This window comes from Methyloversatilis discipulorum, from assembly GCF_000527135.1.
GTDB classification, from domain to species: Bacteria; Pseudomonadota; Gammaproteobacteria; order Burkholderiales; family Rhodocyclaceae; genus Methyloversatilis; species Methyloversatilis discipulorum.
The window spans coordinates 3442475-3468172 of sequence record NZ_AZUP01000001.1 but is presented as its reverse complement, the minus strand read 5'-3'; the positions used below and the strand labels follow the sequence as shown (position 1 = coordinate 3468172).

Annotated in this window: 27 protein-coding genes and 1 tRNA gene; 19 read left to right on the top strand and 9 right to left on the bottom strand. The window is 66.9% G+C overall.

Annotation, left to right across the window (positions count from 1 at the left end; all coding sequences use genetic code 11):
- Positions 1-9 precede the first annotated feature (9 nt).
- From METFAM1_RS0116270 to METFAM1_RS0116255, 4 genes are all read right to left on the bottom strand, one after another.
- Entirely contained in the window at positions 10-2274 is a 2265-nt protein-coding gene (locus METFAM1_RS0116270; protein ID WP_027490943.1) for a RelA/SpoT family protein, read from the bottom strand.
- A 55-nt stretch (positions 2275-2329) separates the two neighbouring features.
- Entirely contained in the window at positions 2330-2536 is a 207-nt protein-coding gene (gene rpoZ, locus METFAM1_RS0116265) for a DNA-directed RNA polymerase subunit omega (RefSeq protein ID WP_019916482.1), read from the bottom strand.
- A 1-nt stretch (position 2537) separates the two neighbouring features.
- On the bottom strand, positions 2538-3158 hold the full coding sequence (gene gmk, locus METFAM1_RS0116260) for a guanylate kinase (RefSeq protein WP_019916481.1): 621 nt from the start codon (positions 3156-3158) through the stop codon (positions 2538-2540).
- An 88-nt stretch (positions 3159-3246) separates the two neighbouring features.
- The gene (locus METFAM1_RS0116255; RefSeq protein WP_027490942.1) at positions 3247-4101 is read right to left on the bottom strand and encodes a YicC/YloC family endoribonuclease; all 855 of its coding nucleotides are present in this window, start codon (positions 4099-4101) and stop codon (positions 3247-3249) included.
- A 153-nt stretch (positions 4102-4254) separates the two neighbouring features.
- On the opposite strand from METFAM1_RS0116255, the gene METFAM1_RS0116250 reads away from it, so the two are divergent.
- Genes METFAM1_RS0116250 through hemW form a run of 5 tightly spaced genes read left to right on the top strand, consistent with a single transcriptional unit; the run spans position 4255 to position 8716 of the window.
- A complete protein-coding gene (locus METFAM1_RS0116250) occupies positions 4255-5253 on the top strand; it encodes a serine/threonine protein kinase (protein WP_024300767.1) in 999 nt (332 codons plus the stop codon).
- Positions 5250-6167, top strand: a complete 918-nt coding sequence (locus METFAM1_RS0116245) for a PP2C family protein-serine/threonine phosphatase (protein WP_019916477.1) — start codon at positions 5250-5252, stop codon at positions 6165-6167. Before METFAM1_RS0116250 ends, METFAM1_RS0116245 begins: the two co-directional genes overlap by 4 nt.
- Before the next feature lies 1 nt (position 6168).
- Positions 6169-6888, top strand: coding sequence for a ribonuclease PH (gene rph, locus METFAM1_RS0116240; RefSeq protein WP_019916476.1), 720 nt, complete (start codon positions 6169-6171; stop codon positions 6886-6888).
- A gap of 5 nt (positions 6889-6893) precedes the next feature.
- Positions 6894-7490, top strand: a complete 597-nt coding sequence (rdgB, locus tag METFAM1_RS0116235) for an RdgB/HAM1 family non-canonical purine NTP pyrophosphatase (RefSeq protein ID WP_019916475.1) — start codon at positions 6894-6896, stop codon at positions 7488-7490.
- Positions 7487-8716: a radical SAM family heme chaperone HemW gene (gene hemW / locus METFAM1_RS0116230; protein ID WP_019916474.1), complete on the top strand. Its 1230-nt coding sequence runs from the start codon at positions 7487-7489 to the stop codon at positions 8714-8716. The genes rdgB and hemW overlap by 4 nt, the downstream gene beginning before the upstream one ends.
- A 41-nt stretch (positions 8717-8757) precedes the next feature.
- On the opposite strand, the gene trmB is transcribed toward hemW, so the two are convergent.
- The 3 genes from trmB to thiS are packed head-to-tail and all read right to left on the bottom strand — an operon-like array spanning position 8758 to position 10544.
- Positions 8758-9477, bottom strand: a complete 720-nt coding sequence (gene trmB, locus METFAM1_RS0116225; protein WP_019916473.1) for a tRNA (guanosine(46)-N7)-methyltransferase TrmB — start codon at positions 9475-9477, stop codon at positions 8758-8760.
- A 47-nt stretch (positions 9478-9524) separates the two neighbouring features.
- Positions 9525-10313, bottom strand: coding sequence for a thiazole synthase (locus METFAM1_RS0116220; protein WP_019916472.1), 789 nt, complete (start codon positions 10311-10313; stop codon positions 9525-9527).
- A gap of 15 nt (positions 10314-10328) precedes the next feature.
- Complete coding sequence (gene thiS / locus METFAM1_RS0116215; RefSeq protein ID WP_019916471.1) at positions 10329-10544, bottom strand: sulfur carrier protein ThiS; 216 nt, start codon at positions 10542-10544, stop codon at positions 10329-10331.
- A gap of 241 nt (positions 10545-10785) precedes the next feature.
- On the opposite strand from thiS, the gene METFAM1_RS0116210 reads away from it, so the two are divergent.
- The 4 genes from METFAM1_RS0116210 to METFAM1_RS0116195 all read left to right on the top strand — a co-directional run bounded on the left by METFAM1_RS0116210 (position 10786) and on the right by METFAM1_RS0116195 (position 14905).
- Entirely contained in the window at positions 10786-13020 is a 2235-nt protein-coding gene (locus tag METFAM1_RS0116210) for a TonB-dependent receptor family protein (RefSeq protein ID WP_024300766.1), read from the top strand.
- A gap of 100 nt (positions 13021-13120) precedes the next feature.
- Positions 13121-13561: a cupredoxin domain-containing protein gene (locus tag METFAM1_RS0116205; protein WP_019916468.1), complete on the top strand. Its 441-nt coding sequence runs from the start codon at positions 13121-13123 to the stop codon at positions 13559-13561.
- Between the two features lie 53 nt (positions 13562-13614).
- Positions 13615-13688: transfer RNA gene (locus METFAM1_RS0116200), tRNA-Gly, on the top strand.
- Between the two features lie 188 nt (positions 13689-13876).
- Complete coding sequence (locus METFAM1_RS0116195; protein ID WP_019916467.1) at positions 13877-14905, top strand: DUF481 domain-containing protein; 1029 nt, start codon at positions 13877-13879, stop codon at positions 14903-14905.
- Here METFAM1_RS0116195 and METFAM1_RS0116190 read toward each other — a convergent pair whose 3' ends face one another.
- Entirely contained in the window at positions 14906-15394 is a 489-nt protein-coding gene (locus METFAM1_RS0116190) for a flavin reductase family protein (RefSeq protein WP_019916466.1), read from the bottom strand.
- Positions 15395-15533: 139 nt separating this feature from the next.
- Between METFAM1_RS0116190 and mutY the strand changes: the two genes are divergently transcribed.
- The 4 genes from mutY to METFAM1_RS0116170 all read left to right on the top strand — a co-directional run bounded on the left by mutY (position 15534) and on the right by METFAM1_RS0116170 (position 18542).
- Complete coding sequence (gene mutY, locus METFAM1_RS0116185) at positions 15534-16610, top strand: A/G-specific adenine glycosylase (protein ID WP_019916465.1); 1077 nt, start codon at positions 15534-15536, stop codon at positions 16608-16610.
- Positions 16603-16869: a YkgJ family cysteine cluster protein gene (locus METFAM1_RS0116180; RefSeq protein WP_027490941.1), complete on the top strand. Its 267-nt coding sequence runs from the start codon at positions 16603-16605 to the stop codon at positions 16867-16869. The genes mutY and METFAM1_RS0116180 overlap by 8 nt, the downstream gene beginning before the upstream one ends.
- Before the next feature lie 105 nt (positions 16870-16974).
- Positions 16975-17799, top strand: a complete 825-nt coding sequence (locus tag METFAM1_RS0116175) for a class I SAM-dependent methyltransferase (RefSeq protein WP_019916463.1) — start codon at positions 16975-16977, stop codon at positions 17797-17799.
- 35 nt (positions 17800-17834) lie between these two features.
- Positions 17835-18542: a P-loop NTPase family protein gene (locus METFAM1_RS0116170; protein WP_019916462.1), complete on the top strand. Its 708-nt coding sequence runs from the start codon at positions 17835-17837 to the stop codon at positions 18540-18542.
- A gap of 39 nt (positions 18543-18581) precedes the next feature.
- On the opposite strand, the gene METFAM1_RS0116165 is transcribed toward METFAM1_RS0116170, so the two are convergent.
- The gene (locus tag METFAM1_RS0116165; protein WP_019916461.1) at positions 18582-19235 is read right to left on the bottom strand and encodes a response regulator; all 654 of its coding nucleotides are present in this window, start codon (positions 19233-19235) and stop codon (positions 18582-18584) included.
- A gap of 224 nt (positions 19236-19459) precedes the next feature.
- Between METFAM1_RS0116165 and METFAM1_RS0116160 the strand changes: the two genes are divergently transcribed.
- From METFAM1_RS0116160 to METFAM1_RS0116135, 6 genes are all read left to right on the top strand, one after another.
- Entirely contained in the window at positions 19460-20134 is a 675-nt protein-coding gene (locus METFAM1_RS0116160) for a response regulator (RefSeq protein WP_019916460.1), read from the top strand.
- Complete coding sequence (locus METFAM1_RS0116155) at positions 20131-21999, top strand: ATP-binding response regulator (RefSeq protein WP_019916459.1); 1869 nt, start codon at positions 20131-20133, stop codon at positions 21997-21999. Before METFAM1_RS0116160 ends, METFAM1_RS0116155 begins: the two co-directional genes overlap by 4 nt.
- A 165-nt stretch (positions 22000-22164) precedes the next feature.
- The gene (locus METFAM1_RS0116150) at positions 22165-22587 is read left to right on the top strand and encodes a PhaM family polyhydroxyalkanoate granule multifunctional regulatory protein (protein ID WP_020647601.1); all 423 of its coding nucleotides are present in this window, start codon (positions 22165-22167) and stop codon (positions 22585-22587) included.
- 10 nt (positions 22588-22597) lie between these two features.
- Positions 22598-23701 carry an FIST signal transduction protein gene (locus tag METFAM1_RS0116145; protein ID WP_019916455.1) on the top strand — a complete coding sequence of 368 codons (1104 nt, stop codon included), beginning with the start codon at positions 22598-22600 and terminating at the stop codon, positions 23699-23701.
- A 4-nt stretch (positions 23702-23705) separates the two neighbouring features.
- A complete protein-coding gene (soxC, locus tag METFAM1_RS0116140; protein WP_019916454.1) occupies positions 23706-24968 on the top strand; it encodes a sulfite dehydrogenase in 1263 nt (420 codons plus the stop codon).
- Positions 24943-25488 carry a c-type cytochrome gene (locus METFAM1_RS0116135; protein WP_019916453.1) on the top strand — a complete coding sequence of 182 codons (546 nt, stop codon included), beginning with the start codon at positions 24943-24945 and terminating at the stop codon, positions 25486-25488. The genes soxC and METFAM1_RS0116135 overlap by 26 nt, the downstream gene beginning before the upstream one ends.
- Positions 25489-25698 lie beyond the last annotated feature (210 nt).

Sequence of the window (25698 nt, the reverse complement as noted above, 5' to 3'; positions counted from 1 at the left end):
GGAAACGACTCAATGTGTCTTGCCGCGCGACTCGTCGGCCTTGTCGCAAGCCCGCACACGGGCAATGCGCACGACTTCCGGCACGCGGCGCAGGCCCTTCATGATGCGCGCCAGATGGACGCGATCACTGACCTGCAGCGTGAAATGGATCTGCGTATAGAGGCTGCCGTCCTCTTCCATGCCGACATTCTGGATGTTGGCGCCGCATTCGGCGATCTCGAAGGCGACCTTGGCCAGCACGCCGGGACGATTGGCAGCGATGACGCGGATGCCCACCTCGAACACGCGGCTGTTGTCGCGCTCCCACTCGACATCGACCCACTGGTCACCGTCCTTGCGGTTGCGGCGCAGCGTCGGGCAATCGTGCGCGTGGATCATCAGGCCGGAACCGACGCGCAGCTGGCCGACGATGGGGTCGCCCGGTATCGGCTGGCAGCAACGTGCGATCTGCACCGCCATGCCCTCGGAACCGCGGATCAGCAGCGCGCTCTCCGGCGCCGGCAGCGGCGTGCCCTGCTGTTCGCTGGCGGTCTGCAGCTTGAGCAGGCTGCGCGCGACGAAGGTGGCCGAGCTCTTGCCCTGGCCGATGTCGGCCAGCGCTTCCTTGCGGCTCTTCACTTCGGCGGTCTCCAGCCACTGCGCCCACGAGGCGTCACCGATCTCGTCCGGCGTGACGCCGAACTGCCGCAGCGCCTGGGTCAGCAGCCGTTCGCCCAGCTGCGCAGATTCCTCGACCTGCATGGTCTTCAGGAAGTGGCGGATCTGCGCGCGCGCCTTGCCGGTCTTCACATAGCCCAGCCAGGCCGGGTTGGGGTTCGGGTGCGAGGCGGTGATGATTTCGACCTGATCACCGCTGCTCAGCTCGCTGCGCAACGGCATCAGTTCCTGGTTGATGCGACAGGCCACACAGCAGTGGCCGACGTCGGTGTGCACCGCGTAGGCGAAGTCGACCGCGGTCGCGCCGCGCGGCAGCGACATGATCTTGCCCTTGGGCGTGAACACGTACACCTCGCCCGGGAACAGGTCGATCTTCACGTGTTCGAGGAACTCGGCCGAATCGGGCGCCGAGCTCTGCAGTTCGAGCAGCGACTGCAGCCAGCGGTGGGTATTGGCCTGCAGATCGTCGAGCGACTGTTCGCTGTCCTTGTACAGCCAGTGCGAAGCCACGCCGTTCTGCGCGATCTGGTGCATTTCGGCGGTGCGAATCTGCACCTCGACCGGCGTACCGAAGGGGCCGATCAGCGTGGTGTGCAGCGACTGGTAGCCGTTGGCCTTCGGGATCGCGATGTAGTCCTTGAACTTGCCCGGCACCGGCTTGTACAGCGCGTGCAGCGCGCCGAGGGCCAGATAGCAGGCCGCCACGTCCTTCACCACGACGCGGAAACCATAGATGTCGAGCACCTGCGAGAAAGTCAGGTGCTTGTCGCGCATCTTGCGGAAGATCGAATACAGGCTCTTCTCGCGGCCGAACACGTCGGCTTCGATGCCGCGCTCCGGCAGGCGGGTGCGGATCGCCTCGGTAATCTTGCCCACGACCTCGCGCCGGTTGCCGCGCGCCGACTTCATCGCGCGTTCCAGCACGCGATAGCGCATCGGGTGCATGGCGTGGAAGGACATGTCCTGCAGTTCGCGGTACACCGCGTGCAGGCCGAGGCGATTGGCGATCGGGGCGTGGATTTCCAGCGTTTCGCGGGCGATGCGGCGCTGCTTGTCCGGCCGCATCGAACCGAGCGTGCGCATGTTGTGCGTGCGGTCGGCCAGCTTGATCAGGATGACGCGCACGTCGCGCGCCATCGCCATCAGCATCTTGCGGAAGTTCTCGGCCTGCGCGTCTTCCTTCGACTGGAACTCGATCTTGTCGAGCTTGGACACGCCATCGACCAGCTCGGCCACCACCTTGCCGAAGCGTTCGGCAATCTCCGCCTTGGTGATGGCGGTGTCTTCCATCACGTCGTGCAGCAGCGCCGCGCACAGCGCCTGCGAATCGAGCTGCCAGCCGGCGAGGATTTCGGCGACCGCCAGCGGATGCGACACGTAAGGCTCGCCGCTCATGCGGAACTGCCCGGCGTGCGCACTGGCCGACAGCGCATACGCGTCGCGCACGCGCTGCACGTCTTCGTCGCGCAGATAGGTGGAGATGTCGGCGATCAGGCGTTCGAGATCGGCGACCGTGGAACAGGGGGGCGCCGGCGTACCGGCGTCGGGGTCGTTGTCAGCCGGGCCGAGGCTGACGATGGGCTGTGCAGGCGTAACGTGGGCGACCGGGGTGGGCATGATGAGGTCGTCCACCGGTCGGTTCATTCAGTTCAGCGCTGACAGCCCGGCCTCATCAGGCCTGGCCTCGATTCAGGATTTCCAGACCGACCTTGCCGGCGGCGATTTCACGCAGCGCGACGACGGTGGGCTTGTCCTTGTCGCCATCGACCTGCGGCGTGCTGCCGGCGGAAAGCTGGCGGGCACGGTAGGTGGCAACCAGCGTCAACTGGAAACGGTTCGGAATGCGCTTCAGACAATCTTCGACGGTAATGCGTGCCATATCAGTTAACACCCAGGGAATGGAAAAATTCGGGATGTCGGGCCATCTGGCTCGAGCGGAGCAGCCGCGCAGCGCGTGCGACGGTGACCATTTCGTCCAGCGCCTGACTCAGTATGTTATTGATTATAACGAAATCAAACTCGCGAAGATGACTGATCTCTTCGCGTGCCGCGGCCAGCCTTCGTTCTATCACCTCCGGCGCGTCCGATCCGCGGCCGGTCAGGCGCTGCGCCAGTGCCTCGAACGACGGCGGCAGGATGAAGATGCTCACCGCCTCCGGAAACAGCGCACGCACCTGCTGGGCGCCCTGCCAGTCGATTTCCAGCAACACGTCATGGCCGGCATTGAGCCGTTCTTCGAGCCAGCGACGCGAGGTGCCGTAGTAGTTGCCATGCACGTGCGCCGACTCGATGAAGTCGCCGGCCGCGCGCATCGCGTCGAAGGTGTCGATGCTGACGAAGTGATAGGCAACGCCATCCACCTCGCCCGGCCGCGCCGCCCGGGTAGTGTGCGACACCGACAGTCCGATCTGCGGGTCGCGTTCGAGCAGACCACGCACCAGCGTGGTCTTGCCTGCACCGGACGGTGCGCTGACGATGAAAAGTACGCCGCGTTTAGCCATGTCTTGCAATGAAAAGGACGAAATACGCCGGAACCGCGTCAACGGCAGGCCGGCGTGAATCTGGAGCTGCCAAGCGACTCCCGCGGGCTCACTCGATGTTCTGCACCTGCTCGCGCATCTGTTCGATCAGCAGCTTGAGCTCCATCGCGACGCCGCCGACGTCCTGCGCGACCGACTTCGAGGCCAGCGTGTTCGCCTCGCGGTTCAGTTCCTGCATCAGGAAGTCGAGCCGTTTGCCGGCGCTGCCGCCCTTGGCGAGGATGCGCTCCACTTCGTCGAGATGCGCCGACAGCCGGTTCAGTTCCTCGGCGACGTCGATGCGCACCGCGAACAGGCCGACTTCGGTACGGATGCGTTCGTCGTCCGCGCTGCCGATGGCTTCCTGCAGCTTCTGCACGAGCTTGGCCTGGTATTCGCGCACCACTTCGGGCACACGCGGCGTGACCTGAGCCACCAGTTCGCGCATGCGGGTGACGCGCTCCATCAGCATGCCGGCCAGTCGCACGCCTTCGCGGCTGCGCGACGCGGTGAGGTCGGCCAGCGCCTGCCGCACCGCACGTGCGCCCGCTTCGGTCAGCGCCTCGGCCGGTATCGTGTCGTCGCCCAGCATGCCGGGCCAGCGCAGTACCTCAGCGACCGACAGCGAGGCGGCCTGCGGCAGTGCCGCGCGCACGCCGGCTTCGAGTGCCACCAGCTGGGCCAGCAGCTGCGGGTTCAGCGCCAGTTCGCGCGCCGATTCGCCGCTCGCCTGCAGCCCGGCACGGCAATCGACCTTGCCGCGCGACAGCGCGCCGGTGATCTGCTCGCGCAGCACGGGCTCGATCACGCGCAGTTCGTCGGGCAGCCGGAAATGCAGGTCGAGGAAACGCGAATTAACGGTTCTGAGCTCAAGGTTCAGCGTCGCTGCGCCGACACTGACTGCAGCCGTCGCGAAACCCGTCATGCTGTGTATGCTGCCTGCCACGCGTTCTTCCCCTGTTGATCCATCGGTCATCAACGCGTGCAAACGCCGCCGACAGCACCTGTCGGGCAGCTTTACAGCCTGTGGGCAAACGCCCAGAATCGCGCCGAAACAAGGATCATAGCGGCCCGCAGAATGCCCCCACAAGTCAATTGCGCCCTGCCGCCGGGCTTTGAACTGGACCAGTACCGCATCCACAGCCAATTGAGCCTGGGCGGGTTTTCCATCGTCTATCTGGCGCACGACCGCGACAACACGCCGGTCGCGATCAAGGAATACCTGCCGAACGCGCTGGCGCTGCGCGAGGAAGGCCATATCCAGCCGAAGATTCCCGAGGAATTCCTGCCCGCCTTCCGCTACGGCATGAAGTGCTTCTTCGAGGAGGGGCGCACGCTGGCCGGGCTGAATCACCCGAACGTGGTGCGCGTGCTCAACTTCTTCCGCGCCAACGACACCGTGTACATGGTGATGCGCTACGAACGCGGACGCACGCTGCAGGACTACATCACGCGTCGCCGCGGCGAAATCCGCGAGAGCTTCATCCGCTACGTGTTCACACGCCTGCTCAACGGCCTGCGCGAAGTGCATTCGCACAAGCTGCTGCACCTGGACATCAAGCCGTCGAACATCTACCTGCGCAACAACGGTTCGCCGGTGCTGATCGACTTCGGCGCCGCGCGCAACACGCTGATGGTCGACACGCCGATGCTGAAACCGATGTACACGCCCGGCTTTGCCGCCCCCGAGCACTACCGCAACCGCGATCTGCTCGGCCCGTGGAGCGACATCTACAGCATCGGCGCCAGCATGTACGCCTGCCTGTCGGGCGGACCGCCGCAGGCGGCCGACCAGCGCATGGAGAACGATACGGTCATCCTCGCGTCCGAGCGCTGGATAGGCCAGTACTCGAAGCAGCTGCTCGAAACCATAGACCTGTGCATGCAGCTCAATCACCTGAAGCGGCCGCAGAGCGTTTTCGCCCTGCAGCGGTCGCTGGCCACCTGGGACCGCGAGAACGAAGAGGCGGAACTGGCGGCCGCCGCCGCTGCCGCCGCCAGCACAAGCGCTTCCGATCACTGGCTCAACCGCGTGCGCGCACAGTTCAGCCGCTTCAGCACCTGGATGAGCAAATGAGATTCACCATCTTTCAGGACAGCCGCGTCGGCAAGCGCAAGTCCAATCAGGACCGCATGGCCTACTCGTATTCACGCGACGCACTGCTGTTGGTGGTGGCCGACGGCATGGGTGGCCACTTCCAGGGCGAAGTAGCGGCGCAGATCGCGGTGCAGTACCTGGTCGAGTCCTTCCAGCGCGAAGCCAAGCCGCGGCTGAACGACCCTTTCCTGTTCCTGTCGCGCGGCCTGACCAACGCGCATTGCGCCATCCTCGACTACGCCGACGAGCGCGACCTTGAGGACGGGCCACGCACCACCTGTGTCGCCTGTGTGATCCAGGATTCGGTCGCCTACTGGGCGCACGCAGGCGATTCGCGGCTGTACGTGCTGCGCGCCGGTCACGTGATGACGCAGACGCGTGACCACTCGCGCGTGCAACGCATGATCGATCGCGGCCTGCTGGACGAGGACGGCGCGATGACCCACCCGCACCGCAACCGCATCTACAGCTGTCTCGGCGGTCCGATCGCGCCGCAGATCGAGTATTCGCGCAAGACGCCCCTGCTCGCCGGTGACACCGTCCTGCTGTGCAGTGACGGCGTGTGGGGCCCGCTCGGCAATGACGTGCTGCTGAAGACCTTCGAGAACCCGGACGTGATGACAGCGGTGCCGCGCTTGATGGATCAGGCGGAGGCCGCGGGTGGAGAAACCGCCGACAACCTGACCACGGTGGCGATCAATTGGCACGACAACTACGCCGACGAGCCGCAGGGCTCGGTCACCACCCGCACGCTGCCGCTCGACCGTCACACCACGGTGATCGAGAGCTTTGGTGACCGCGCGTCGATGCGCGAGGAGTGGGATGAATCGGCGATCGAATCCGCCATCGCGGAAATCAATTCCGCGATCAACAAGTACTCGAAGGGACAATGACGTGACACGACCCAGCGGCCGCCGGCCCGACCAGGCGCGCGACCTGCGCATCACCCGTAATTTCACCTGCCACGCCGAAGGTTCGGTGCTGATCGAGATCGGCAACACGCGCGTGCTGTGCACGGCCAGCGTCGAAGAGAGCGTGCCGCCTTTCCTGCGCGGCAAGGGTCAGGGCTGGGTGACCGCCGAATACGGCATGCTGCCCCGCTCCACCCACACGCGCAGCGCGCGCGAGGCGGCCAAGGGCAAGCAGACCGGCCGCACCCAGGAAATCCAGCGCCTGATCGGCCGCAGCCTGCGCTCGGTCACCGACCTCGCAGCGCTCGGCGAACGCCAGATCACGCTGGACTGCGATGTACTGCAGGCCGACGGCGGCACCCGCTGCGCCTCGATCACCGGCGCCTGCGTCGCGCTGCACGACGCGCTGAGCGGTCTGGTGAAGAAGGGCCTGCTGCCGGCGAACCCGTTGCGCGAACTGGTCGCCGCGGTATCGGTCGGCATACACGAAGGCACGCCGGTGCTCGACCTCGACTACGATGAGGATTCGAACTGCGACACCGACATGAACGTCGTCATGACCGCCTCCGGCGGCCTGTGCGAAGTACAGGGCACGGCCGAAGGCGTGCCCTTCACCCGCAGCGAACTGAACGCGCTGATGGATCTGGCCGAAAGCGGCATCAACGGGCTGATCGCCGCCCAGCGCCGCGCACTGGAGATCTGATTCCGATGCCGATCGAACGCCTGGTACTCGCAAGCAACAACGCCGGCAAGCTGCGCGAGCTGTCGGCCATGCTGGCGCCTCTGGGCATAGAGGTGGTCACCCAGAGCTCGCTCGGCGTCAGCGAAGCCGACGAGCCGCACGCCACTTTCGTCGAGAACGCGCTGGCCAAGGCGCGCCACGCTGCGCGCGAAACCGGGCTGCCGGCACTGGCCGACGATTCCGGCCTGTGCGTGACGGCGCTCGGCGGCAAGCCGGGCGTGCTGTCGGCGCGCTACGCCGGCGAGCCGAAATCCGACCTCGCCAACAACGCCAAGCTGATCGCCGATCTGCATGGCGTCGACGACCGTCGCGCCCACTTCTATTCGGTCATCGTGCTGGTGCGCTCGGCCGACGACCCGCAGCCGCTGATTGCCGACGGCGAATGGCACGGCGAAATCATCGAGCAGGCGCGCGGTGACGGCGGTTTCGGCTACGACCCGCACTTCTTCGTGCCGTCGCTCGAACAGACCGCCGCCGAACTTGCATCCGAACTGAAGAACACGCTGTCGCATCGCGCAGCGGCGATGCGCCACCTGCTCGACCGGCTGAAGAGCGCCGCATGACCCGCGTCATCCCGCTGAAGCCGGCGCGCGCCGCGCAGCCGGTGGCGGCGGGCGCCACATCGCCGGCCAACACGAACTCGCCGGCATTCACCGTTTCACCGCCGCTGTCGCTGTACATCCATTTCCCTTGGTGCGTACGCAAGTGCCCGTACTGCGACTTCAACTCGCACACGGTGCGCGACGGCATTCCCGAAGCCGCCTACATCGACGCACTGATCGCCGACCTGGAATCGTCGCTGCCCGACATCTGGGGCCGCCGGGTGCAGACCATTTTCTTCGGCGGCGGCACGCCCAGCCTGATGACACCTGAGGCGCTCGACCGCCTGCTCACCGCGGTGCGCGCACGGGTAAATCTGTCGCCGGAAGCGGAAATCACGCTCGAGGCGAATCCGGGCACGGTGGAAGCCGACCGCTTCAAGGGTTTCCGCGACGCTGGCGTGAACCGTCTGTCGATCGGCGTGCAGAGCTTCGACGACCGCCAGCTCGCCGCACTCGGCCGCATCCACGACACGCGTGAAGCGCAGCGCGCGATCGAGCTCGCGCTGCACACCTTCGAACGGGTGAACATCGACCTGATGTACGCGCTGCCGCAGCAGACGCTGGCCGAGGCGCTGGCTGACCTCGACACCGCGATCGCCACCGGCGTGAGCCATCTGTCCTGTTACCACCTGACGCTGGAGCCGAACACGCCCTTTGCCGCGCAGCCGCCGGAATTGCCGGACGACGACGTATCCGCCGACATGCAGGAGGCGATCGAAGCGCGTCTGGCCGACGCCGGCTTCATGCACTACGAAACGTCGGCCTTCGCAAAACCGGGCCAGCAGTGCCTGCACAACCTGAATTACTGGCAGTTCGGCGACTACCTCGGCATCGGCGCCGGCGCCCACGGCAAGCTGAGCTTCCACGACCGCATCCGGCGCGACATGCGACACAAGCATCCCAATGCCTACCTCGAAGGCGCGGCGCGCGGCGATTTCGTGCAGGAATCGCGCACGGTGGGTGCCGACGAACTGCCCTTCGAATTCATGATGAATGCGGCGCGGCTGAACGACGGTTTCCACGTCGACCTGTTCGCCCGCCACGCCGGCCTCCCGCTTGAACAGCTCATGCCGCGCCTGCTCGAAGCGCGCGAAGCCGGTTTGCTGGAACTGGACAGCGGACGGGTGAAGCCGACGCCGCAGGGGCGGCGCTTCCTGAACGAGCTGCTGCAGCGTTTTCTGGACTGAGCTGCCTGCGGGCGGGCGCTCCGCCTGCAGCTGGTTACGCCTCAGCCCCTGCGCCGGAAGATCACATCCCACACGCCGTGGCCCAGCCTGAGGCCGCGCGCTTCGAACTTGGTCAGCGGACGATAGTCCGGCCGCGGCGCGAAGCCGTCGGCGGTGTTTTCCAGCAGCGGCTCGGCGCTGAGCACGTCCAGCATCTGCTGACCATAGTCCTCGATGTCGGTCGCGCAGTGCAGATAGCCGCCGGGTGCGAGCTTGGTGGCGAGCTGGGCGACCAGCGGCGCCTGGATCAGGCGGCGCTTCAGATGGCGCTTCTTCGGCCACGGGTCGGGGAAGTACACGTGCACGCCAGCCAGCGAGCCATCGGGAATCATGTCGCGCAGCACCTCGACCGCGTCGTGCTGGATGACGCGTACGTTGGCAAGCTGCTGTTCGGCGATCAGCTTGAACATATTGCCGACGCCCGGGCCATGCACCTCGATGCCGATGAAATCGGTGTCCGGCCGCGCGGCAGCGATTTCGGCGGTGGTGAAGCCCATGCCGAAGCCGATCTCCAGCACTACCGGCGCGCGGCGACCAAATGCCGCGGCGTAGTCGATGGCCTGCGCCGCGTACGGAATGCCCCAGCGCGGCATGCCTTCTTCGATGTTGCGCACCTGGCCGGGCGACATGCGGCCCTGTCGCAGCACGTAGCTGCGGATGTGGCGTTGCGGGCGCGCGTCGTCGGCGCCCTCCGAGGTGTCCGGCGTGTTGTCGTCGTTCATGCGAAAGGTCCTGCTGCGCGACGCATCAGGCGCCGCGCGAAGTGGGTTCAGCCGGTGATCAGGCCGCTGGTCGGCGAACTGGGCGCGCCGCTGTAGAGCTTGCGCGGCATGCGGCCGGCGAGGAAGGCTTCGCGGCCGGCCTCGACGCCCTTCTTCATCGCGCTGGCCATCAGCACCGGATTCTGCGCCTTGGCGATGGCGGTGTTCATCAGCACGCCGTCGCAGCCCAGTTCCATCGCGATGGCGGCGTCCGACGCGGTGCCGACGCCGGCATCGACGATGACCGGCACGCGCGCGTTGTCGATGATGAGGCGCAGATTCCACGGATTCAGGATGCCCATGCCGGAGCCGATCAGGCTGGCCAGCGGCATCACCGCGACGCAGCCGGCCTCTTCCAGCCGTTTGGCCATGATGGGGTCGTCCGAGCAGTAAACCATCACGTCGAAGCCGTCCTTGACCAGCGTCTCGGCCGCGGCCAGCGTCTGCGTCATGTCCGGGAACAGCGTGTCGGCGTCGCCCAGCACTTCGAGCTTGACCAGGTTGTGGCCGTCGAGCAGTTCGCGCGCCAGCCGCAGCGTGCGCACCGCGTCGTCGGCGGTGTAGCAGCCGGCGGTATTGGGCAGCAGGGTGTAGCGGTCCGGCGGCAGCACTTCCAGCAGGCTGGGCTGGCCCGGCTCCTGGCCGATATTGGTGCGGCGGATGGCAACGGTGATGATTTCGGCGCCAGAGGCCTCGACCGCTTCGCGCGTTTCGTCGAAGTCGCGGTACTTGCCGGTGCCGACCAGCAGGCGCGACGAGAACTCGCGCGCGCCTATCTTCAGGATGTCCTTGCTCATGGGAATGGTCCGGTTTCAGCCGCCGCCGACGGCGACGACGATTTCGAGGCGGTCACCAGCGCTCAGCACGGTCAGCGCATGCGCCGCACGCGGCACGATCTCGCCGTTGCGCTCGACCGCGATGCGTTTGCCGGTTAGCGCCAGCCCGGCAACCAGATCGGCCACGGTCTGACCGGGGGCGATCGGATGCGGCTGGCCGTTCAGATGGATGGATAAGTTGGATGCGCTCACCCCGGAAGTTTACCGGTATTGCGGCGCAACGCGCGCCGACCCGGGCAGAGGCGCCGCCGCGGCTCGGGATTTAGTCCCTTAACAATTAGCGCACTACTGATCATAGTCGCGGCGCGCTCGACGTCGGCCCCATGCACCCGCAAGAAGGTGCGCCCGGGCGCACAACAAAGCCACCCCGTGCCGTCTGCCGGTGCACTCGCATGCACAGGCGTTCGCGCGCGACAACGGAGAAATCAGAGACGTGAGAACCAGAAGAATCGCGAGGAGCCCCGCCCCCACCCTGATCGCGCTGGCCATCGGCTGCATTGGCGCAACCGCCCATGCCCAGAGCAGCCCGACCGCGCTGCCTGCGATCACCGTGATCGAAGCGCTGCCCGACCGGCTCGAAGCCATTCCCGGCTCGGTCCATGCAATCGGTCCCGAACAGCTCGAAGCGCAGCGCCCGCTGTCGATCATGGAAGCGGTACGCGAAGCACCGGGCGTGCATGTGGTCGGCGAGGACGCCTTCGGCCTGAACCTGAACATCGGCGTGCGCGGCCTCGATCCGCGCCGCAGCAGCCGCACGCTGCTGCTGGAGGACGGCGCCCCGATACAGCTCGCGCCCTACGCCGACCCGACCACGCACTACCACACGCCGCTGGAGCGCATCCGCCGCATCGAAGTCATCAAGGGCTCGGGCCAGATCGTGCACGGCCCGCAGACGGTGGGCGGCGTGATCAACTTCGTCACCCAGGACGTACCGCGCACCTTCCAGGGCTCGGTGCAGGCGTCGGCCGGCAGCCGCGACTTCTACGGTCTTTCAGCCAGCGTCGGTACCGGCGGCGACTGGGGTGGCGTGCTGCTCAGCGCCACCCAGAAGGAAGGCGACGGCACCCGCCGCGGCAACGAGCACAAGATGACCGACGTTTCGATCAAGGCGCTGCTGAACCTGAATGCGCGCAACACGCTGATGCTGAAGTACGGCTACTTCGAGGAAGACTCGAAGTTCGGCGAAGCCGGCCTCGATCAGGCCCGCTACGAGCGCGACCCCTACGCCAATCCCTTCCGCGACGACCGCTTCAAACTGGAACGCAACGCCGCGCAGGCGGTGCATACCTTCCAGATCAACGAGGAGGCGAAGCTGACCACCAATATGTATTACAGCAAGGTGGATCGCGCCTCCTACCGCCAGCTCGACGCCATCGCCGAAGAGGACGAACTGGAAACGCTGCGTGACGGCGATCCGGTGCCGCTGTCCGGCGCCTGCCCGGCGAACATCGATTACACGGTGCCGAACGGCTTTGAGGATTTCGCCCGCCTGTGCGGCAACAACATGCGTCCGCGCAGCTACGAAACCTTCGGCATCGAGCCGCGGCTGGACCTGAAGCACACCACCTTCGGCATCCAGAACGAACTGGTGATGGGCGTGCGCCTGCACTGGGAAGACGTGAGCCGCAAGCGCTACAACGGCGCCTTCTCGACCGCGCGCGAGAATTCGATCGGCACGCTGCTGCGAGACGACTTCCGCATCAAGACCGACGCGCTGTCCGGCTATGTGCAGAACACCTTCTACGTCGGCAACTGGTCGCTGACGCCGGGCGTGCGTTACGAACAGTACCGGCAGACCTTCAGCGCCTCGACCGAGGACTTCAACCCGGTCAATGCCCGCCTGTCCGACAAGAACGACAAGGTGCTGCCCGGTTTCGGCGTGACCTGGTTCGGCCTGCCCGACACCACGGTATTCGCCGGCGTGCATCGCGGCTTTGCGCCGCCGCGCCCGGACGCCACGCTGTCGCCGTTCGACGCCGACTACGTGGCGGTGAGCCCGGAGCTGAGCACCAACTACGAGCTGGGCATGCGCTCGGCGCCGCTCAAGGGTGTGCAGCTCGAAGCGACGCTGTTCCGCATCGACTTCAAGAACCAGATCGTGCCCGGCCAGTCGCTCGGCCTCGGCCAGACCTTCGCCAACGGCGGCGAAACCCGCAAGGAAGGCCTGGAACTGGGCGGCCGCATCGACTTCGGCCGCATGAACGGCAGCGCGCACAACGTCTATCTGAAGGGCTCGTACACGCATCTGTGGACGGCGCGCTTCGAGAACGACGTGCTGAACACCGTTTATGACGCCGCGCGCAACGAAATCGGCGAGGTCAATGTCAATGGCAACCGCACGCCGTACGCGCCGCGCCACCTGCTGGCGGCGGCGATCGGCTACGAGCACGCGTCCGGCTTCGACATGCGGCTGGGCGTCGAGCACATCAGCGAGCAATACACCGACGGCCTGAATTCGAAGACGCCGCTGCCGGACGGCCAGTCGGGCGAGATCGATGCGCAGACCATATTCAACGCATCGGCCAACTACCGCCTGAAGCCGCAAGGCATGACGTTGTTCCTCAGTGCCGCCAACCTGACCGACCGCACCTATATCGTGAGCCGCGTGAACGGCATCCACGTGAACCGGCCGCGGCAGGTGATCGCCGGCGTGCGCTGGGACTTCTGATCCAGTTCCGTCACGGTCCGGAAATGCCCGTCCGCGCGAGCGGACGGGAACTGCCTGCGCTGGCACGACTCTCTGCGACAGTCCATCCACGGAGTGCCCGATGAACCGATACTGCATCGCCGCCGTACTTTTCCTGTCGCCGCTTGCCGCCCTTGCCGCCGGCGATCTGGGCAAGCAGGAAGCGACGAACGTCACCATCCAGATGGGCATCGACAAGGGCCAGCACCGCTTCACGCCGGACACGCTGACGCTCGAAACCGGCCGCCTCTACGCCATGCGCATCGAGAACACCGGCAGCGAGCCCTATTACTTCGGCTCGAATGGTCTGGCCGATGCCGTCTACACCCGCAAGGTCGTCGCCAAGGACGCCGCCGGCAAGGTGGTGGCCGAAATCTACGGTCCGATCCGGCGCATCGAGGTGGCACCCGGTCACAGCGTCGAGTGGTGGTTCCTGCCGATACGCACCGGCAAGTTCGACGACGTAATGTCGAAGCGCTCGCAGGCCGAAGCAGGCATGCGAGCGACCATCGAGGTGAAGTAGACACGCATCCGGCGTACAATCCGCAGCGCTCCGGCACCTGCCGGAGCAGCGATGCGGGTGTAGCTCAATGGCAGAGCTGAAGCTTCCCAAGCTTAAGACGAGGGTTCGATTCCCTTCACCCGCTCCACCCCACCTCTGCGATCCCCGCTTCCCCTTCTCCTACAGCCGTATGGCAGTTGCGCCGCTAGACTGGCTTGCCTGTTGAACCGCACCCCCTCGTAACACCCCCGCTGTAACGGATCGCCTGATCCATCCATCGCCGCCGGCCGACGCCGTTCGCCGGCATGCACGCCACACAATCCGGGAGAACCCACCATGCGATTGCGCCGCCTGCCGCACTGCCTTTCCATCCTGATTCCGGCGCTGCTCGGCGCCACCTCCGCCAGCGCCGACGAGGTGCTGCTCGCCAACGGTGACCGCCTGAGCGGACGCATCGTCAGCAAGGCGGACAACGAACTGATCATCGCCACCGAATATGCCGGAGAGGTGAAGCTGCGCTGGGACCAGGTCACCAGCGTGCGCACTGACGAAGCGCTCACCGTGATGACGCGCGACGGCGACCTGCTCAACAAGGCCCAGCTGTCACCGAGCACGCCGGACAAGGTCGAGGTGTCGAGCGCCACCGGCAGCGCGCCGGTGGCACGCGACGACATCGCCTACATCAATCCGACGCCGGAACAGTCGGGCAACGGCGTGAGCTACAACGGCCGGGTGAACCTGTCGGCGGCCATGGTGCGCGGCAATTCAGAGAACGACCGGGTGTATGGTGACGCCGGCCTGAATGCGCGGGCCAAGGGCTACGCCTGGGGACTGGGCATGAAGGTGGACCGGCGCAAGGACCGCGGCGTGCGGACCGCGCAGCAGTGGCTGTTCGACGGCAACTATGACCACTTCGTCGATGACGACAACTTCATCTACGCTCGCCTGTCGCTGGAACAGGACAAGTTCAAGGACATCCAGCTGCGGACGACGACCGGTGCCGGTTACGGCTGGCAGCTGTACAACGACGACACGACGAGGCTGTCGCTGCGTGCTGGTCTAGACCACGTCAATCTCGATCGCGACGTCGGCATGGACGAGGACTATCCGGCCGCCGGCTGGGGCGTGCGCGCCTCGCACTGGGTGTTCGACCGGCGGGCCGAACTGTTCCACGACCAGGACGGCTTCTGGAGCCTGTCCGACGACGACTTCCTGACCATCCGGACCAAGACCGGCGTGCGCCTGCCGATCGCCGGTGGCATCACCGCCTCGGCCCAGCTCAACGCCGACTGGGAACGCACGCCGGCGCCCGGCCGCAAAGCGACCGACTCGACGCTGCTGCTGGGTCTGGGCTACGTCTGGTGATCAGGGCTGGCGGATGCCGCGGTAGCCGCCACCGAAATACAGCAGCGGATCGCCCGCGCTGCGCTCGAAGCGCTCGACGCGACCGACGAAGATGAGGTGGTCACCGCCGGCGTACTGGATGTCGTTGCGGCATTCGAAGCGCGCCAGGCAGCCTTCGATCAGCGGTGCGCCGCCAAGGCCGTCGGTCGTCTGTACACCGGCGAAGCGCTGTTCGCGGCTGCTGGCGAACTGACGCGACAGCGCCTGCTGGCTTTCGCCCAGCACATGCACCGCGTAGTGCGAGCAGGCGCGGAACGCCGCCTCGCTCGGCGAACCGAGCGACAGGCTCCACAGCACCAGCGGCGGATCGAGCGACACCGAGTTGAAGGAATTGACGGTCAGGCCTACCGCTTCGCCGCCCGGCGCGCGCGTGGTAACCACCGTGATGCCGGTCGCGAACAGGCCCAGCGCATCGCGGAAGGCACGGCTGTCGTGCGCGGGATTGCTCATCGCACCGCTCCATGCGGACGAACGGAGACGGGCACCGGACGGCGCGGGACGGGGACGGCGGGAAGATTCATCGGGCGGGCTGCATGCAAGTGAGCACGGATTATCGCCGCTTTTGCATCACGGCCTACAATCCGCGCCCATGAATACTCCCTCAGAGGTAGCCGTCAGCGACGATTTCGCTGCCACGCTGGTGCGCTGGCAGCGCCTGCACGGCCGGCACGACCTGCCCTGGCAGACCGGCGACGCCTACGGCGTCTGGGTGTCGGAAATCATGCTGCAGCAGACACAGGTGCAGACGGTGATCGGCTACTACGGCCGCTTCATGCAGCGCTTTCCGACGCTGGCCGCACTGGCGGCCGCCGACGAAGCGACGGTGATGGAGCACTGGAGCGGCCTCGGCTACTACGCCCGCGCGCGCAACCTGCACCGCGCCGCGCGCGAGGTGATGACGCGCTTCGGCGGCCGCTTTCCCACCACCGTCGAGGACATCGAAAGCCTGCCCGGCATCGGCCGCTCGACCGCCTCGGCCATTGCCACCTTCTGCTTCGGCGCGCACGCACCGATACTCGACGGCAACGTGAAGCGCGTATTCGCCCGCGTCTTCGGCATCGACGGTTTCCCCGGCACGCGTGCAGTCGAACAGCGCATGTGGGGACTGGCGCACGCGCTGATGCCGACGCGCGACGGCGGAGTCTATACGCAGGCGCTGATGGATCTGGGTGCCACCGTATGCACGCGCAACCGGCCGCGCTGCGAGGCCTGTCCGGTCGCGGCGCGCTGCGAAGCGCGCCTGCAGGGCCGACAACGCGAACTGCCGTCGCCGCGCCCGGCGAAGCTGCGTCCGCAGCGACTGCGCCACGCGCTGCTGGTGACGACACCGGACGCGGTGCTGCTCGAACGCCGGCCCGGACACGGCATCTGGGGCGGCCTGCTCAGCCTGCCCGAACTGGCTGCGCAGACCTTGCCCGAAGCGCTGAACGAAGCGGCGCAATGGCTGGCGTCGCACGGCATCGCCGGACGCGCGGTGCAGACGATGGCGCCGGTGATCCACGGCTTCACCCACTTCGAACTGCATCTGGTCCCACTGCGCGTCGAGGCCGACGCGCGCAGCGCCTTCGTCGCGGACTCGTCGCTGCACTGGCAGCCACGCGCCGACGCTACCTCTGCGGCTTTGCCGGCGCCGGTGCGCCGCCTGCTGGAGGCGCTCGATGACTGAGGTGCTGCGGTGCCGGGACGGCTGTGGCGCCTGCTGCATCGCGCCGTCGATCTCCAGCCCCATCCCCGGAATGCCGGACGGCAAGCCGGCCGGCGTGCGCTGCGTGCAGCTGACCGAAGACCTGCGCTGCGCCATCTTCGGTTCGCCCGAGCGCCCGGCCTGCTGCGGCGGGCTGCAGGCGTCGGCGGAGATGTGCGGAGGCGACCGCGTGCACGCGCTGCACTGGCTGCAGAAGCTGGAAGAAGCCACCCGCAGCTGACGCCAAATCGCGGGAATGCGGGTCATTGCGCGCGCTAATCGTTGGCTGCGCCCGCCGCGTCTCGGCTACTGTAAGGGCATCGACTTCCCGCACGGCGGCCTCGCTATGCACCTGTTCCGCGCCCTCGCCATACAGCTCGTGTCCTGGATCGTTGCCGTGTTCGCGCTACGCTACACGGTAACGCCACCAGCCGGCATCGGCGCCATCGTCGTCATGCAGGCGGGCATCGCGGCCGCCTTCGCGCTGACCCTGAAGGCACCGCGCTGGTGGGTGGTGATCCACCTGCTGTTCTCGCCGCTGGTGGTCGGCGCCCGCATGCTGGACATCGCACCGGCCTGGTATCTGTTCGCCTTCCTGCTGCTGTCGGCGGTGTTCTGGTCCACCTTCCGCAGCCGGGTGCCGCTGTTCCTGACCAACCAGGCGACCGCCCGCGCGCTGCTGCAGGCGCTGCCGCAGGAGCGCGCCATCCACCTGGTCGACCTCGGCTGCGGTACCGGCGAACTGCTGCGCCGGCTCGCCATGTCGCGGCCCGACTGCCATTTCACCGGCGTCGAGAACGCGCCGCTGCCCTGGCTGATCGCCCGCTGGCGCAACCGCCATCTGCCCAATGTGACGATACGGCGCGACGACCTGTGGTCGGTGCCGCTCGGGCAGTTCGATATCGTCTATGCCTTCCTGTCGCCGGTGCCTATGCCTCGGCTGGGTCGCAAGGCGGCGCTGGAAATGAAGGCGGATGGGCAGCTGATTGCCAACAGCTTCGAAATTCCCGGCATGGCGGCCGACCGCGTCATCGACGGCGATCCGGCCGCGCGTGCGCTATATGTGTACACATTTGCCGGACGACGCGGCAAGAATGGCCGCCCGGTCGCGGAAATGGAACCGGTTTCGACTGCAGTTCCCGCCGATGGCGCACGCCTGATCGCGGAATAATCGTTGCTCGAACCCCGGTAGGTGGAGAACACGAAATGGCTGAAATCATCTGCGTGATCGGCAACAAGGGCGGCACCGGCAAGACCACGCTTTCACACATGCTGTGTCAGGGTCTGGGGCTGCTGAACCAGCGCTCGGTCTGCGTGCTGACCGACATCGGTCGCGAGCCGCTGGACCCGGAAGGCCGCCGCTATCTGACCGCCGACGCGCGTTCGCGCGATGCGCTGGCCAAGGTGGTGGACAAGATACGCGGCCTGAACAAGTGGATAGGCGTGATCGACGGCGGCGCCAACCGCAGCGAAATGGACCGCCACCTGTACGGACTCGCCCATCTGGTGCTGCTGCCCTTCCGCGACTCGCACGAGGACATCCGCACCGTGCAGCAGGATCTGGAAACCTTCCCGCGCGCACTGGCCATCCCGACCCAGTGGCCGACCAATCCGTGGGCGCGCGAAGCGGCCGACAAGCTGATCGAAAGCCAGCTCGGTCAGTACCGCACTCGCATCCTGGAACCGGTGTTCGCGATCTCGTCGTCGAAGCAGCTGCTGCAGAAGCGCATCCCGGACAGCCTGCCGTCGCCGCTGGCCAACGCCTGTCGCCGTGTCGCCGCACCGGTGCTGGACATCCTGCGCATCGACCACGAAGAAGTGGATATCGACGCCGAGGACGCGATGGAACATGCGCTGCCGGCCCAGTCACGGAGCAGCGTCGAAGCGACGATGGGCAGCACCACCACACACTGAACCGGTCGCTGCGGGACGCGCCCTGCGTGCGGCCCGCGCTCAGTTCTCGCGGCGCGTACCGCGCTGTGCCAGCGCGATCAGTACCTGCGCACGAGACGTCACCTTCATCGCCTTGAAGATGCGCGTCACGTGCACCTTGACCGTACCTTCGGCCAGGCCGAGCGACTCGGCGATCTCGCGATTGGAACGCCCCTCGGCCAGCAGGTGCAGCACCCGCGTCTGCGCCTGTGTCAGACCGTAGTCGTCGGCCGGACTCGGGCGTATCGTCGCCGACGTGCGCCCGGCCCGCGCGTTGGGCGGGCGACGCTCGGGCGGGGTATAGAGGCCGCCGTCGAGTACCAGGCGGACCGCCTGTACCAGCTGGTCGCCCGAATCGCCTTTCGACACGAAGCCCGACGCGCCCTGGCGCATCGCACGCGACACCGTCGCCTTGTCGCTCAGCGCGGACACCACCACCACCGGCAGCGACGGATCGCGTTCGCGCAGCGTGGCGAGCAGAGAAAAGCCGTTCATGCCGGGCAGCATCAGGTCGGTCAGCACCAGATCGACCTCGGCACCGCCGTCGATCACGGCCAGCGCCTGCGCCGCGTCGGACGCCTCGATCACGCACCACTCCGCACCCAGCCGCGCCAGCGTCTGGGCCATGCCTTCGCGCACCAGCGCATGATCTTCGACGATGAGCAGACAGCCCAAACAGCACCTCCCGATGACGTGTCGATGTGCTCCGCCTCGGCACGGTGTGAGCCAGCGGCGGGCTGCCTGAGTGTAATTGCGCACCGTCGCGGTGCAGTTCATCCAAGCGGACTACGACTAAAGTAATAATACAGATCCCGAGTTGCGCTACTTTCCGCCATCATTGACGTCTCCGATGCGCGAAGCACTTTCAGGCGCTGACGATGTGATGGCCCCGGACACCCATGAAGATACTGATCGTTGACGATCACCCGCTGATACGCGAAGCGCTGCGCCACGTGCTGCCGGGCCTTGCGGCCGACATCCGTCTGTACGACGCGCCAGATTGCGAAGGCGGTCTGCGGCTGGCCGACGAGCACCCCGATCTCGACCTCGCCCTGCTCGATCTGACGCTGCCGGGCTGCCGCGGCATGAGCGCGCTGCAGACCTTCCGCGGCGCACATCCGGCGCTGCCCATCGTCGTACTGTCGGGTTTCGACGATTCGGACACGGTTCTGGCGGCGCTCGACGAGGGCGCGATGGGCTTCATTCCGAAATCGAGCACCAACGAAGTACTGCTCGGCGCGCTGCGCCTGGTGCTGTCCGGCGGCGTCTACGTGCCGCGCCAGGCCATCGTCGGCGAACTGGGCCTCGGTGCGCCGCGCCAGGAAGAGGCGCCACGGCGACCGCAGACCGCTTCCGACATCGGCCTGACCGAGCGTCAGGCGGAAGTGCTGACTCTGATGGTGCAGGGCAAGCCGAACAAGGAAATCTGTCGCGAACTGAATCTGGCCGAAGGCACGGTCAAGGTGCACATCACCGCCATCCTGAAGGCGCTTGGCGCCAGCAACCGCACGCAGGCGGTGCTGGCTGCGAGCCGCATCGGACTGAAGCTCGGAACGCCGGGCTCGACACCATGAGCCAGATGACGCCTCCGGTCGTGCTGCCCGAAGACACGACCATCGAGTCGCTGACGCGCGAGCGCGGCGACGCGGCGGCGCGGCTGGAGCCGGGCGAACAGGCCCAGCTCGACCGTCAGGTCGTGGCAACGCAGATCCAGATGCTGTACGCCAACCTGGGCACTGCCTTCGGTGGTCAGATCCTCGGCACGCTGCTGGTCGCCTGGACGGTATATGACACCGCCCCGCTATGGACGGTCGCACTGTGGTTCGTGCTGTCGATGGCCAACCAGGTGTCGCGTCTGGTGCTGCTGCGCCAGTACAGACGTGCCGCACCGGACGCCGCCAGCGCGCCGCGCTGGGGCACCTACTGGCTGATCGGCGCCGCCATTTCCGGCGTGCTGTGGAGTTCGACGCTGTGGCTGTTCTTCAGTCCGGAAGCGCCGGAACAGCAGATCGTGCTGATGTCGCTGCTGGTGTCGGTGTGCGGCGTCGCGGCCGCGCTGACCTCGATGCACCTGCCCAGCTACTACACCTTCCTCGGTGCCACGCTGCTGCCGGTGATCGCGCGCTACATCTGGGAGGGCAGCCGACACGACCTGCTGGTAGCCTTCATCGTGTCCGTGCTGATGATCGCGCTGTGGCGGGTCGGCAAGAATTTCAACGCACTGATCGAGCGTGCGCTGCGCAGCCGTTATGCCAACGAGGTGCTCAGTCGCCGCCTTGAGTCACAGAACATCGAGCTGTCGGAAGCACGTGACCGCGCCGACCAGGCCAGCCGCGCCAAGAGCCAGTTCTTCGCCGCGGCCAGCCACGACCTGCGCCAGCCGCTGCACGCGATGGGCCTGTTCGCCGCCGCGCTGTCGGCCAAGGCGCACGAGCCGGAGGTGGCGAATCTGGTCACCAGCATCAGCAGTTCGGTCGAGGCGCTGGAAGGACTGTTCAACGAGCTGCTCGACATTTCGAAGATCGACGCCGGCAAGGTGAAGCCGGAAATCACCGATGTGTCGGTCAGCGCCCTGTTCGACCGGCTGCGCATGGATTTCGAACCGGAAGCCTTCGATCGTGGCCTGGCCTTCCGCATCCGCTCGCGCGCCGCCTGGGTGCGCAGCGACCCGGTGCTGCTCGAACGCATCCTGCGCAACCTCATTTCGAACGCGATGCGCTACACGCCGGCGGGCGGCGTGCTGGTCAGCACGCGCGTGCGCCGTAACGGACTGCGTTTCGAGGTGTGGGACACCGGCATGGGCATCGCACCGGACGACCAGAGCCGCATCTTCGAGGAGTTCGTGCAGCTGGCCAATGCCGAACGCGACCGGCGCAAGGGCCTGGGCCTCGGCCTGTCCATCGTGCAGAGATTGTCGGCCCTGCTGGGGCATCCGGTCAGCCTGGCGTCGCGCCCCGGTCGAGGCACCGTGTTCCGCATCGACGTACCGATGGGCCGCGCCCCGGTAGTCCGCGCCACCGCAGTGCGCACCGAGCGCAGCCAGGCCGACCTCGGCGGTCGTTGCATCCTGGTCATCGACGACGAGGCCAGCATCGTCAATGGCATGGCCGCGCTGCTCGGCAGCTGGGGCGCGCAGACGCTGATCGCCAGCAAGCACGAGGAAGCGATGAACAGCGTGACCGAACGCGGCACACCGCCCGACCTCATCATCGCCGACTACCAGTTGCGCGACGGCGAAGTCGGGCCGGATGTGGTGGCGGCGGTGCGCCGGCATTTCGGCGTCGACATTCCGGCCATCCTGGTCACCGGCAGCGCAACACCGGAGCGCCTGGAAGAGGCGAAGGACCTCGGCCATCACCTGCTGCTCAAGCCGGTGATGCCAGCCAAGCTGCGCACGCTGATCCAGTTCAAGCTGAAGGAGCAGGTCGCTTCGGCTTAAGCCGAACGGACGATTGCCGCTGCCAGCGCCGCTGCACAAGAATGAAGGCGTTGTGCACGTTGTGTCTCCCTTCACGCGGCCCGCAGTGGCCGCGTTTTCTTTTGTGTCCCCCGGCGAGGCACGGCGCGCTATGCTTGGCGCACACAGACCGACACAGGTGATGCCATGGCCAGCGACTCCTCACAGTACGACCCGATGGAATTCCTGCGTTCCGTATGGGGGCAGATGCCCTTCCCGGTACCCGGTTTCGTCACCCCGACGCTCGACGTCGGCGAACTGGACAAGCGCATCACCGACCTGAAGGCGGTCGAAGGCTGGCTGCGCATGAACCTCAGCATGCTGCAGACCAGCATCCAGGGCCTGGAGGTACAGCGCGCGACGCTGGCCACCATGCAGGCGATGGCGGCCAGCGCCACCAGCGCAGCGGCCGCTGGCGCAGCGCATGCACAGGACCCGGCACAAAACCCGATGCAGGCATTCGGCAACGCCGCCATGTGGCCGTGGACGCTGATGCAGAACGCGGGTGCCGCACATCCGTCGTCGACCGCAGCGGGCGACGACACGCCGCCGCCCTCCGGCGGAGGCTGAGGTACTGCGGATGGCCCGATTCGCTGCCAGTTCGGCCTTCCACGAAGACTGGCCGGTCGCGATGGACCTGGCACTGTCGGCGCTCGACATGCCTGAGGACGCCAACCTCGGCTTCGTCTACTTCGCCGATCACTACGGCGGCGACCTGCAGGAAATGTTCGAGCGCCTGACCCGGCTCACCGGCATCGAGAACTGGGTCGGCACCAGCTCGGTCGGCGTCATCGGCCGCGCCATCGCGGCACAGGACCGGCCTGGCCTTTCGCTGCTGGTGGGCAGCCTGCCGGAGGGCAGCTTCCGCGTGTTCTCAGGCCGCGAGCGCCTGCCCAACGCGCTGGGCACCGACGCCGCCCCCGAGCAGCCCTACTTCGCCGTGGTGCACGCCGATCCGGCAACGCCGGACATGGCGGATCTGGTCGCCGACATGGCCACCAAGGTGTCGAGCGGCTTCGTCACCGGCGGGCTGGCGCTGGCGCGCGGACAGGCACCGATGATCGCCAACGGTGCCCTGCGCGGCGGCATCAGCGGCGTCGCCTTCAACGAGCAGGTTTCCATCATGACGCGCCTGACGCAGGGCTGCTGCGCGGTCGGCGAAACCCATGTCGTCACCGCCTGCGACCAGAACGTCATCACCGAAATCAACGGCCGCCCCGCGCTGGACGCCTTCCTCGAAGCGGCCGGCACCTCGCTCGGCCAGGATCTGCGGCGGGCGGCGCGCTACATCCTGCCCGGACTGGGCGTGACTGGACGAGACGAGGCCGAATTCCGCGTGCGCAACGTGATCGGCCTCGACCCCGGCAACGGTCTGATCGCCATCAACGACACGGTCGAGGTTGGACAGAGGCTGCGCTTCTACCGGCGCGACGCCGACTGTGCGCGCGCTGACATGCAGCGCATGCTGAACGACCTGCGTGCGACACTGGAGCAGCCGCCGCTCGCGGCGCTTTACATCTCCTGCGCCGCACGCGGCGCGCACATGTTCGGCGACGACAACACCGAGCCCGAGATGCTGGAGGAGGCATTTCCCGGCATGCCGGTAGCCGGTTTTTTCGCCGGCGGCGAAATTTCGCACGACCAGCTGTATGGCTACACCGGCGTGCTGACGCTCTTCCTCTGATCCCATGCCCCGCCAGCGGCCCGATCTCCACACCTTGCCGGAAGTCGCCGGCGGCGGCCTGCTCGATCGCCGGCTCTTCCTGCGTCGCGGGCTGGCACTGGCAACGGCCGCGGCTGCGGCGGAGACGCAGGCCGCTGACGAGCTTCCCTGGCTGCACACGCCGGGCGCACCCTTCACGCCCTATGGCCAACCCTCATCGCACGAGCGCCTGACGGCGCGACGCATCGGCGCCAATCGCGCGGTCGCCGGCAACGGCGTGTCCTTTACGCCACTGGAGGAACTCGAAGGCATCATCACGCCGAACGGCCTGCATTTCGAACGCCATCACAACGGCGTGCCGCAGATCGACCCGGCGCGCCACAGACTTGTCGTGCACGGTCTTGTGCGCCAAGCGCTGAGCTTCGACGTGAAATCGCTGCTGCGCTACCCGATGCGTTCGCAGATGCTGTTCATCGAGTGCGGCGGCAACAGCAACGCAGGCTGGCATGGCGAGCCGATACAGCGATCGGCCGGCTCCGTGCATGGGCTGCTGTCCTGCGCCGAATGGACCGGCGTGCCGCTGTCCATTCTGCTCGACGAGGCCGGTGTCGATGCCGGCGCGTCGTGGGTGATCGCCGAAGGTGCTGACGCGGGTGCGATGAACATGAGCATCCCGCTGACCAAGATACGCGACGACTGCCTGATCGGGCTGTACCAGAACGGGGAACGGCTGCGTCCGGAGAACGGCTACCCGATGCGCCTCATCGTGCCTGGCTGGGAGGGCGTGCTGCACGTCAAATGGCTGCAGCGGCTCGAAGTGACCGACCAGCCGGTGATGTCGCGCAACGAAACGTCGAAGTACACCGAATTGCAGCCCTCCGGCAAGGCGCGCCAGTTCACCTTCACGATGGACTGCAAGTCGCTCATCACGTCACCGTCGCACGGCCAGACACTGCCGCGCCCCGACGTCTATCAGGTGAGCGGGCTGGCGTGGAGCGGACACGGCCGCATCCGGCGGGTCGAAGTGTCGGCGGATGGCGGCAAGAGCTGGGCCGACGCCGCGCTCGAATCGCCGGCGCTGCCACGCTGCCTGACCCGTTTCCGCATACCGTGGCGCTGGGACGGCAAACCTGCGGTGCTCAAGAGCCGCGCCACCGACGAGCACGGCAATCTGCAGCCGGAGCGCGCGGCACTGGTCGCCGAGCGCGGGCGCGCCGGTTATTTCCACTACAACGCAATCGTTGCCTGGGCAGTCGAGGACGATGGGCTGGTCACGCACACATACTGAACGCGCAGCAGCACTGCTGTCGTCGCTGCTGCTGAGTGCCTGCGTCGCGACGCCGAACGCGGTCGAGGCGCCGCGGCTCGGGCAGGCGGTCGACGGCGCCGCACTCGCCCGGCAGCAACTGAACGTATTCCCGGACGGTCGCGGCCTTCCGCCCGGCCGCGGAACGGTGAGCGAGGGCGCCGCGCTGTTTGCCCGCCACTGCGCTGCCTGCCACGGCAAGGACGCGCGCGGCGGCAGCGCCGAGGAACTGGCAGGCGCGACACGCCCGCTGAACACACCGGCGGCCGACAAGACAATAGGCAGCTACTGGCCCTACGCAACGACGCTGTTCGACTTCATCCGTCGCGCCAAACCAATGACCGCGCCCGGCACACTGAATGCCGACGAGGTGTATGCGCTGAGCGCCTGGCTGCTGCACATCAACGGCGTGGTTGGCGCAGACGCCGTAATGGACGCGCGCACCCTGCCGGCCGTCCGGATGCCGAACCGCGACGGCTTCATCCGCATCGAGGCTGAGTGACGTCCGGCGGCGGCTCGCTCAGCGCACGCGGGCGCGCATCGCCATGCCGCCCAACAGCAGTGCTGCCAGCGCGAGACTGGTTCTGGATTCCGAAGGATTTTCGAACAGGTGCGCCAGCGGATAAGCGGACCGCGCATGCGCCGCACACGACTCCGCAGCCAGCGGATCCTGGCTGCTCGCACGGCAATCGGGTGCTGCCGACCAGACAGT

Coding starts and splice junctions, on each gene's coding strand:
- METFAM1_RS0116270 (WP_027490943.1), bottom strand. CDS start 2,274: ATGCCCACCCCGGTCGCCCACGTTACGCCTGCACAGCCCATCGTCAGC.
- trmB (WP_019916473.1), bottom strand. CDS start 9,477: ATGAACGACGACAACACGCCGGACACCTCGGAGGGCGCCGACGACGCG.
- METFAM1_RS0116190 (WP_019916466.1), bottom strand. CDS start 15,394: ATGAGCAATCCCGCGCACGACAGCCGTGCCTTCCGCGATGCGCTGGGC.
- METFAM1_RS0116220 (WP_019916472.1), bottom strand. CDS start 10,313: ATGAGCAAGGACATCCTGAAGATAGGCGCGCGCGAGTTCTCGTCGCGC.
- METFAM1_RS0116170 (WP_019916462.1), top strand. CDS start 17,835: ATGGCTGAAATCATCTGCGTGATCGGCAACAAGGGCGGCACCGGCAAG.
- METFAM1_RS0116245 (WP_019916477.1), top strand. CDS start 5,250: ATGAGATTCACCATCTTTCAGGACAGCCGCGTCGGCAAGCGCAAGTCC.
- gmk (WP_019916481.1), bottom strand. CDS start 3,158: ATGGCTAAACGCGGCGTACTTTTCATCGTCAGCGCACCGTCCGGTGCA.
- soxC (WP_019916454.1), top strand. CDS start 23,706: ATGCCCCGCCAGCGGCCCGATCTCCACACCTTGCCGGAAGTCGCCGGC.
- METFAM1_RS0116175 (WP_019916463.1), top strand. CDS start 16,975: ATGCACCTGTTCCGCGCCCTCGCCATACAGCTCGTGTCCTGGATCGTT.
- rpoZ (WP_019916482.1), bottom strand. CDS start 2,536: ATGGCACGCATTACCGTCGAAGATTGTCTGAAGCGCATTCCGAACCGT.
- mutY (WP_019916465.1), top strand. CDS start 15,534: ATGAATACTCCCTCAGAGGTAGCCGTCAGCGACGATTTCGCTGCCACG.
- rdgB (WP_019916475.1), top strand. CDS start 6,894: ATGCCGATCGAACGCCTGGTACTCGCAAGCAACAACGCCGGCAAGCTG.
- METFAM1_RS0116205 (WP_019916468.1), top strand. CDS start 13,121: ATGAACCGATACTGCATCGCCGCCGTACTTTTCCTGTCGCCGCTTGCC.
- METFAM1_RS0116150 (WP_020647601.1), top strand. CDS start 22,165: ATGGCCAGCGACTCCTCACAGTACGACCCGATGGAATTCCTGCGTTCC.
- METFAM1_RS0116195 (WP_019916467.1), top strand. CDS start 13,877: ATGCGATTGCGCCGCCTGCCGCACTGCCTTTCCATCCTGATTCCGGCG.
- METFAM1_RS0116135 (WP_019916453.1), top strand. CDS start 24,943: ATGGGCTGGTCACGCACACATACTGAACGCGCAGCAGCACTGCTGTCG.
- hemW (WP_019916474.1), top strand. CDS start 7,487: ATGACCCGCGTCATCCCGCTGAAGCCGGCGCGCGCCGCGCAGCCGGTG.
- METFAM1_RS0116255 (WP_027490942.1), bottom strand. CDS start 4,101: ATGACGGGTTTCGCGACGGCTGCAGTCAGTGTCGGCGCAGCGACGCTG.
- METFAM1_RS0116160 (WP_019916460.1), top strand. CDS start 19,460: ATGAAGATACTGATCGTTGACGATCACCCGCTGATACGCGAAGCGCTG.
- METFAM1_RS0116180 (WP_027490941.1), top strand. CDS start 16,603: ATGACTGAGGTGCTGCGGTGCCGGGACGGCTGTGGCGCCTGCTGCATC.
- METFAM1_RS0116155 (WP_019916459.1), top strand. CDS start 20,131: ATGAGCCAGATGACGCCTCCGGTCGTGCTGCCCGAAGACACGACCATC.
- METFAM1_RS0116145 (WP_019916455.1), top strand. CDS start 22,598: ATGGCCCGATTCGCTGCCAGTTCGGCCTTCCACGAAGACTGGCCGGTC.
- METFAM1_RS0116250 (WP_024300767.1), top strand. CDS start 4,255: ATGCCCCCACAAGTCAATTGCGCCCTGCCGCCGGGCTTTGAACTGGAC.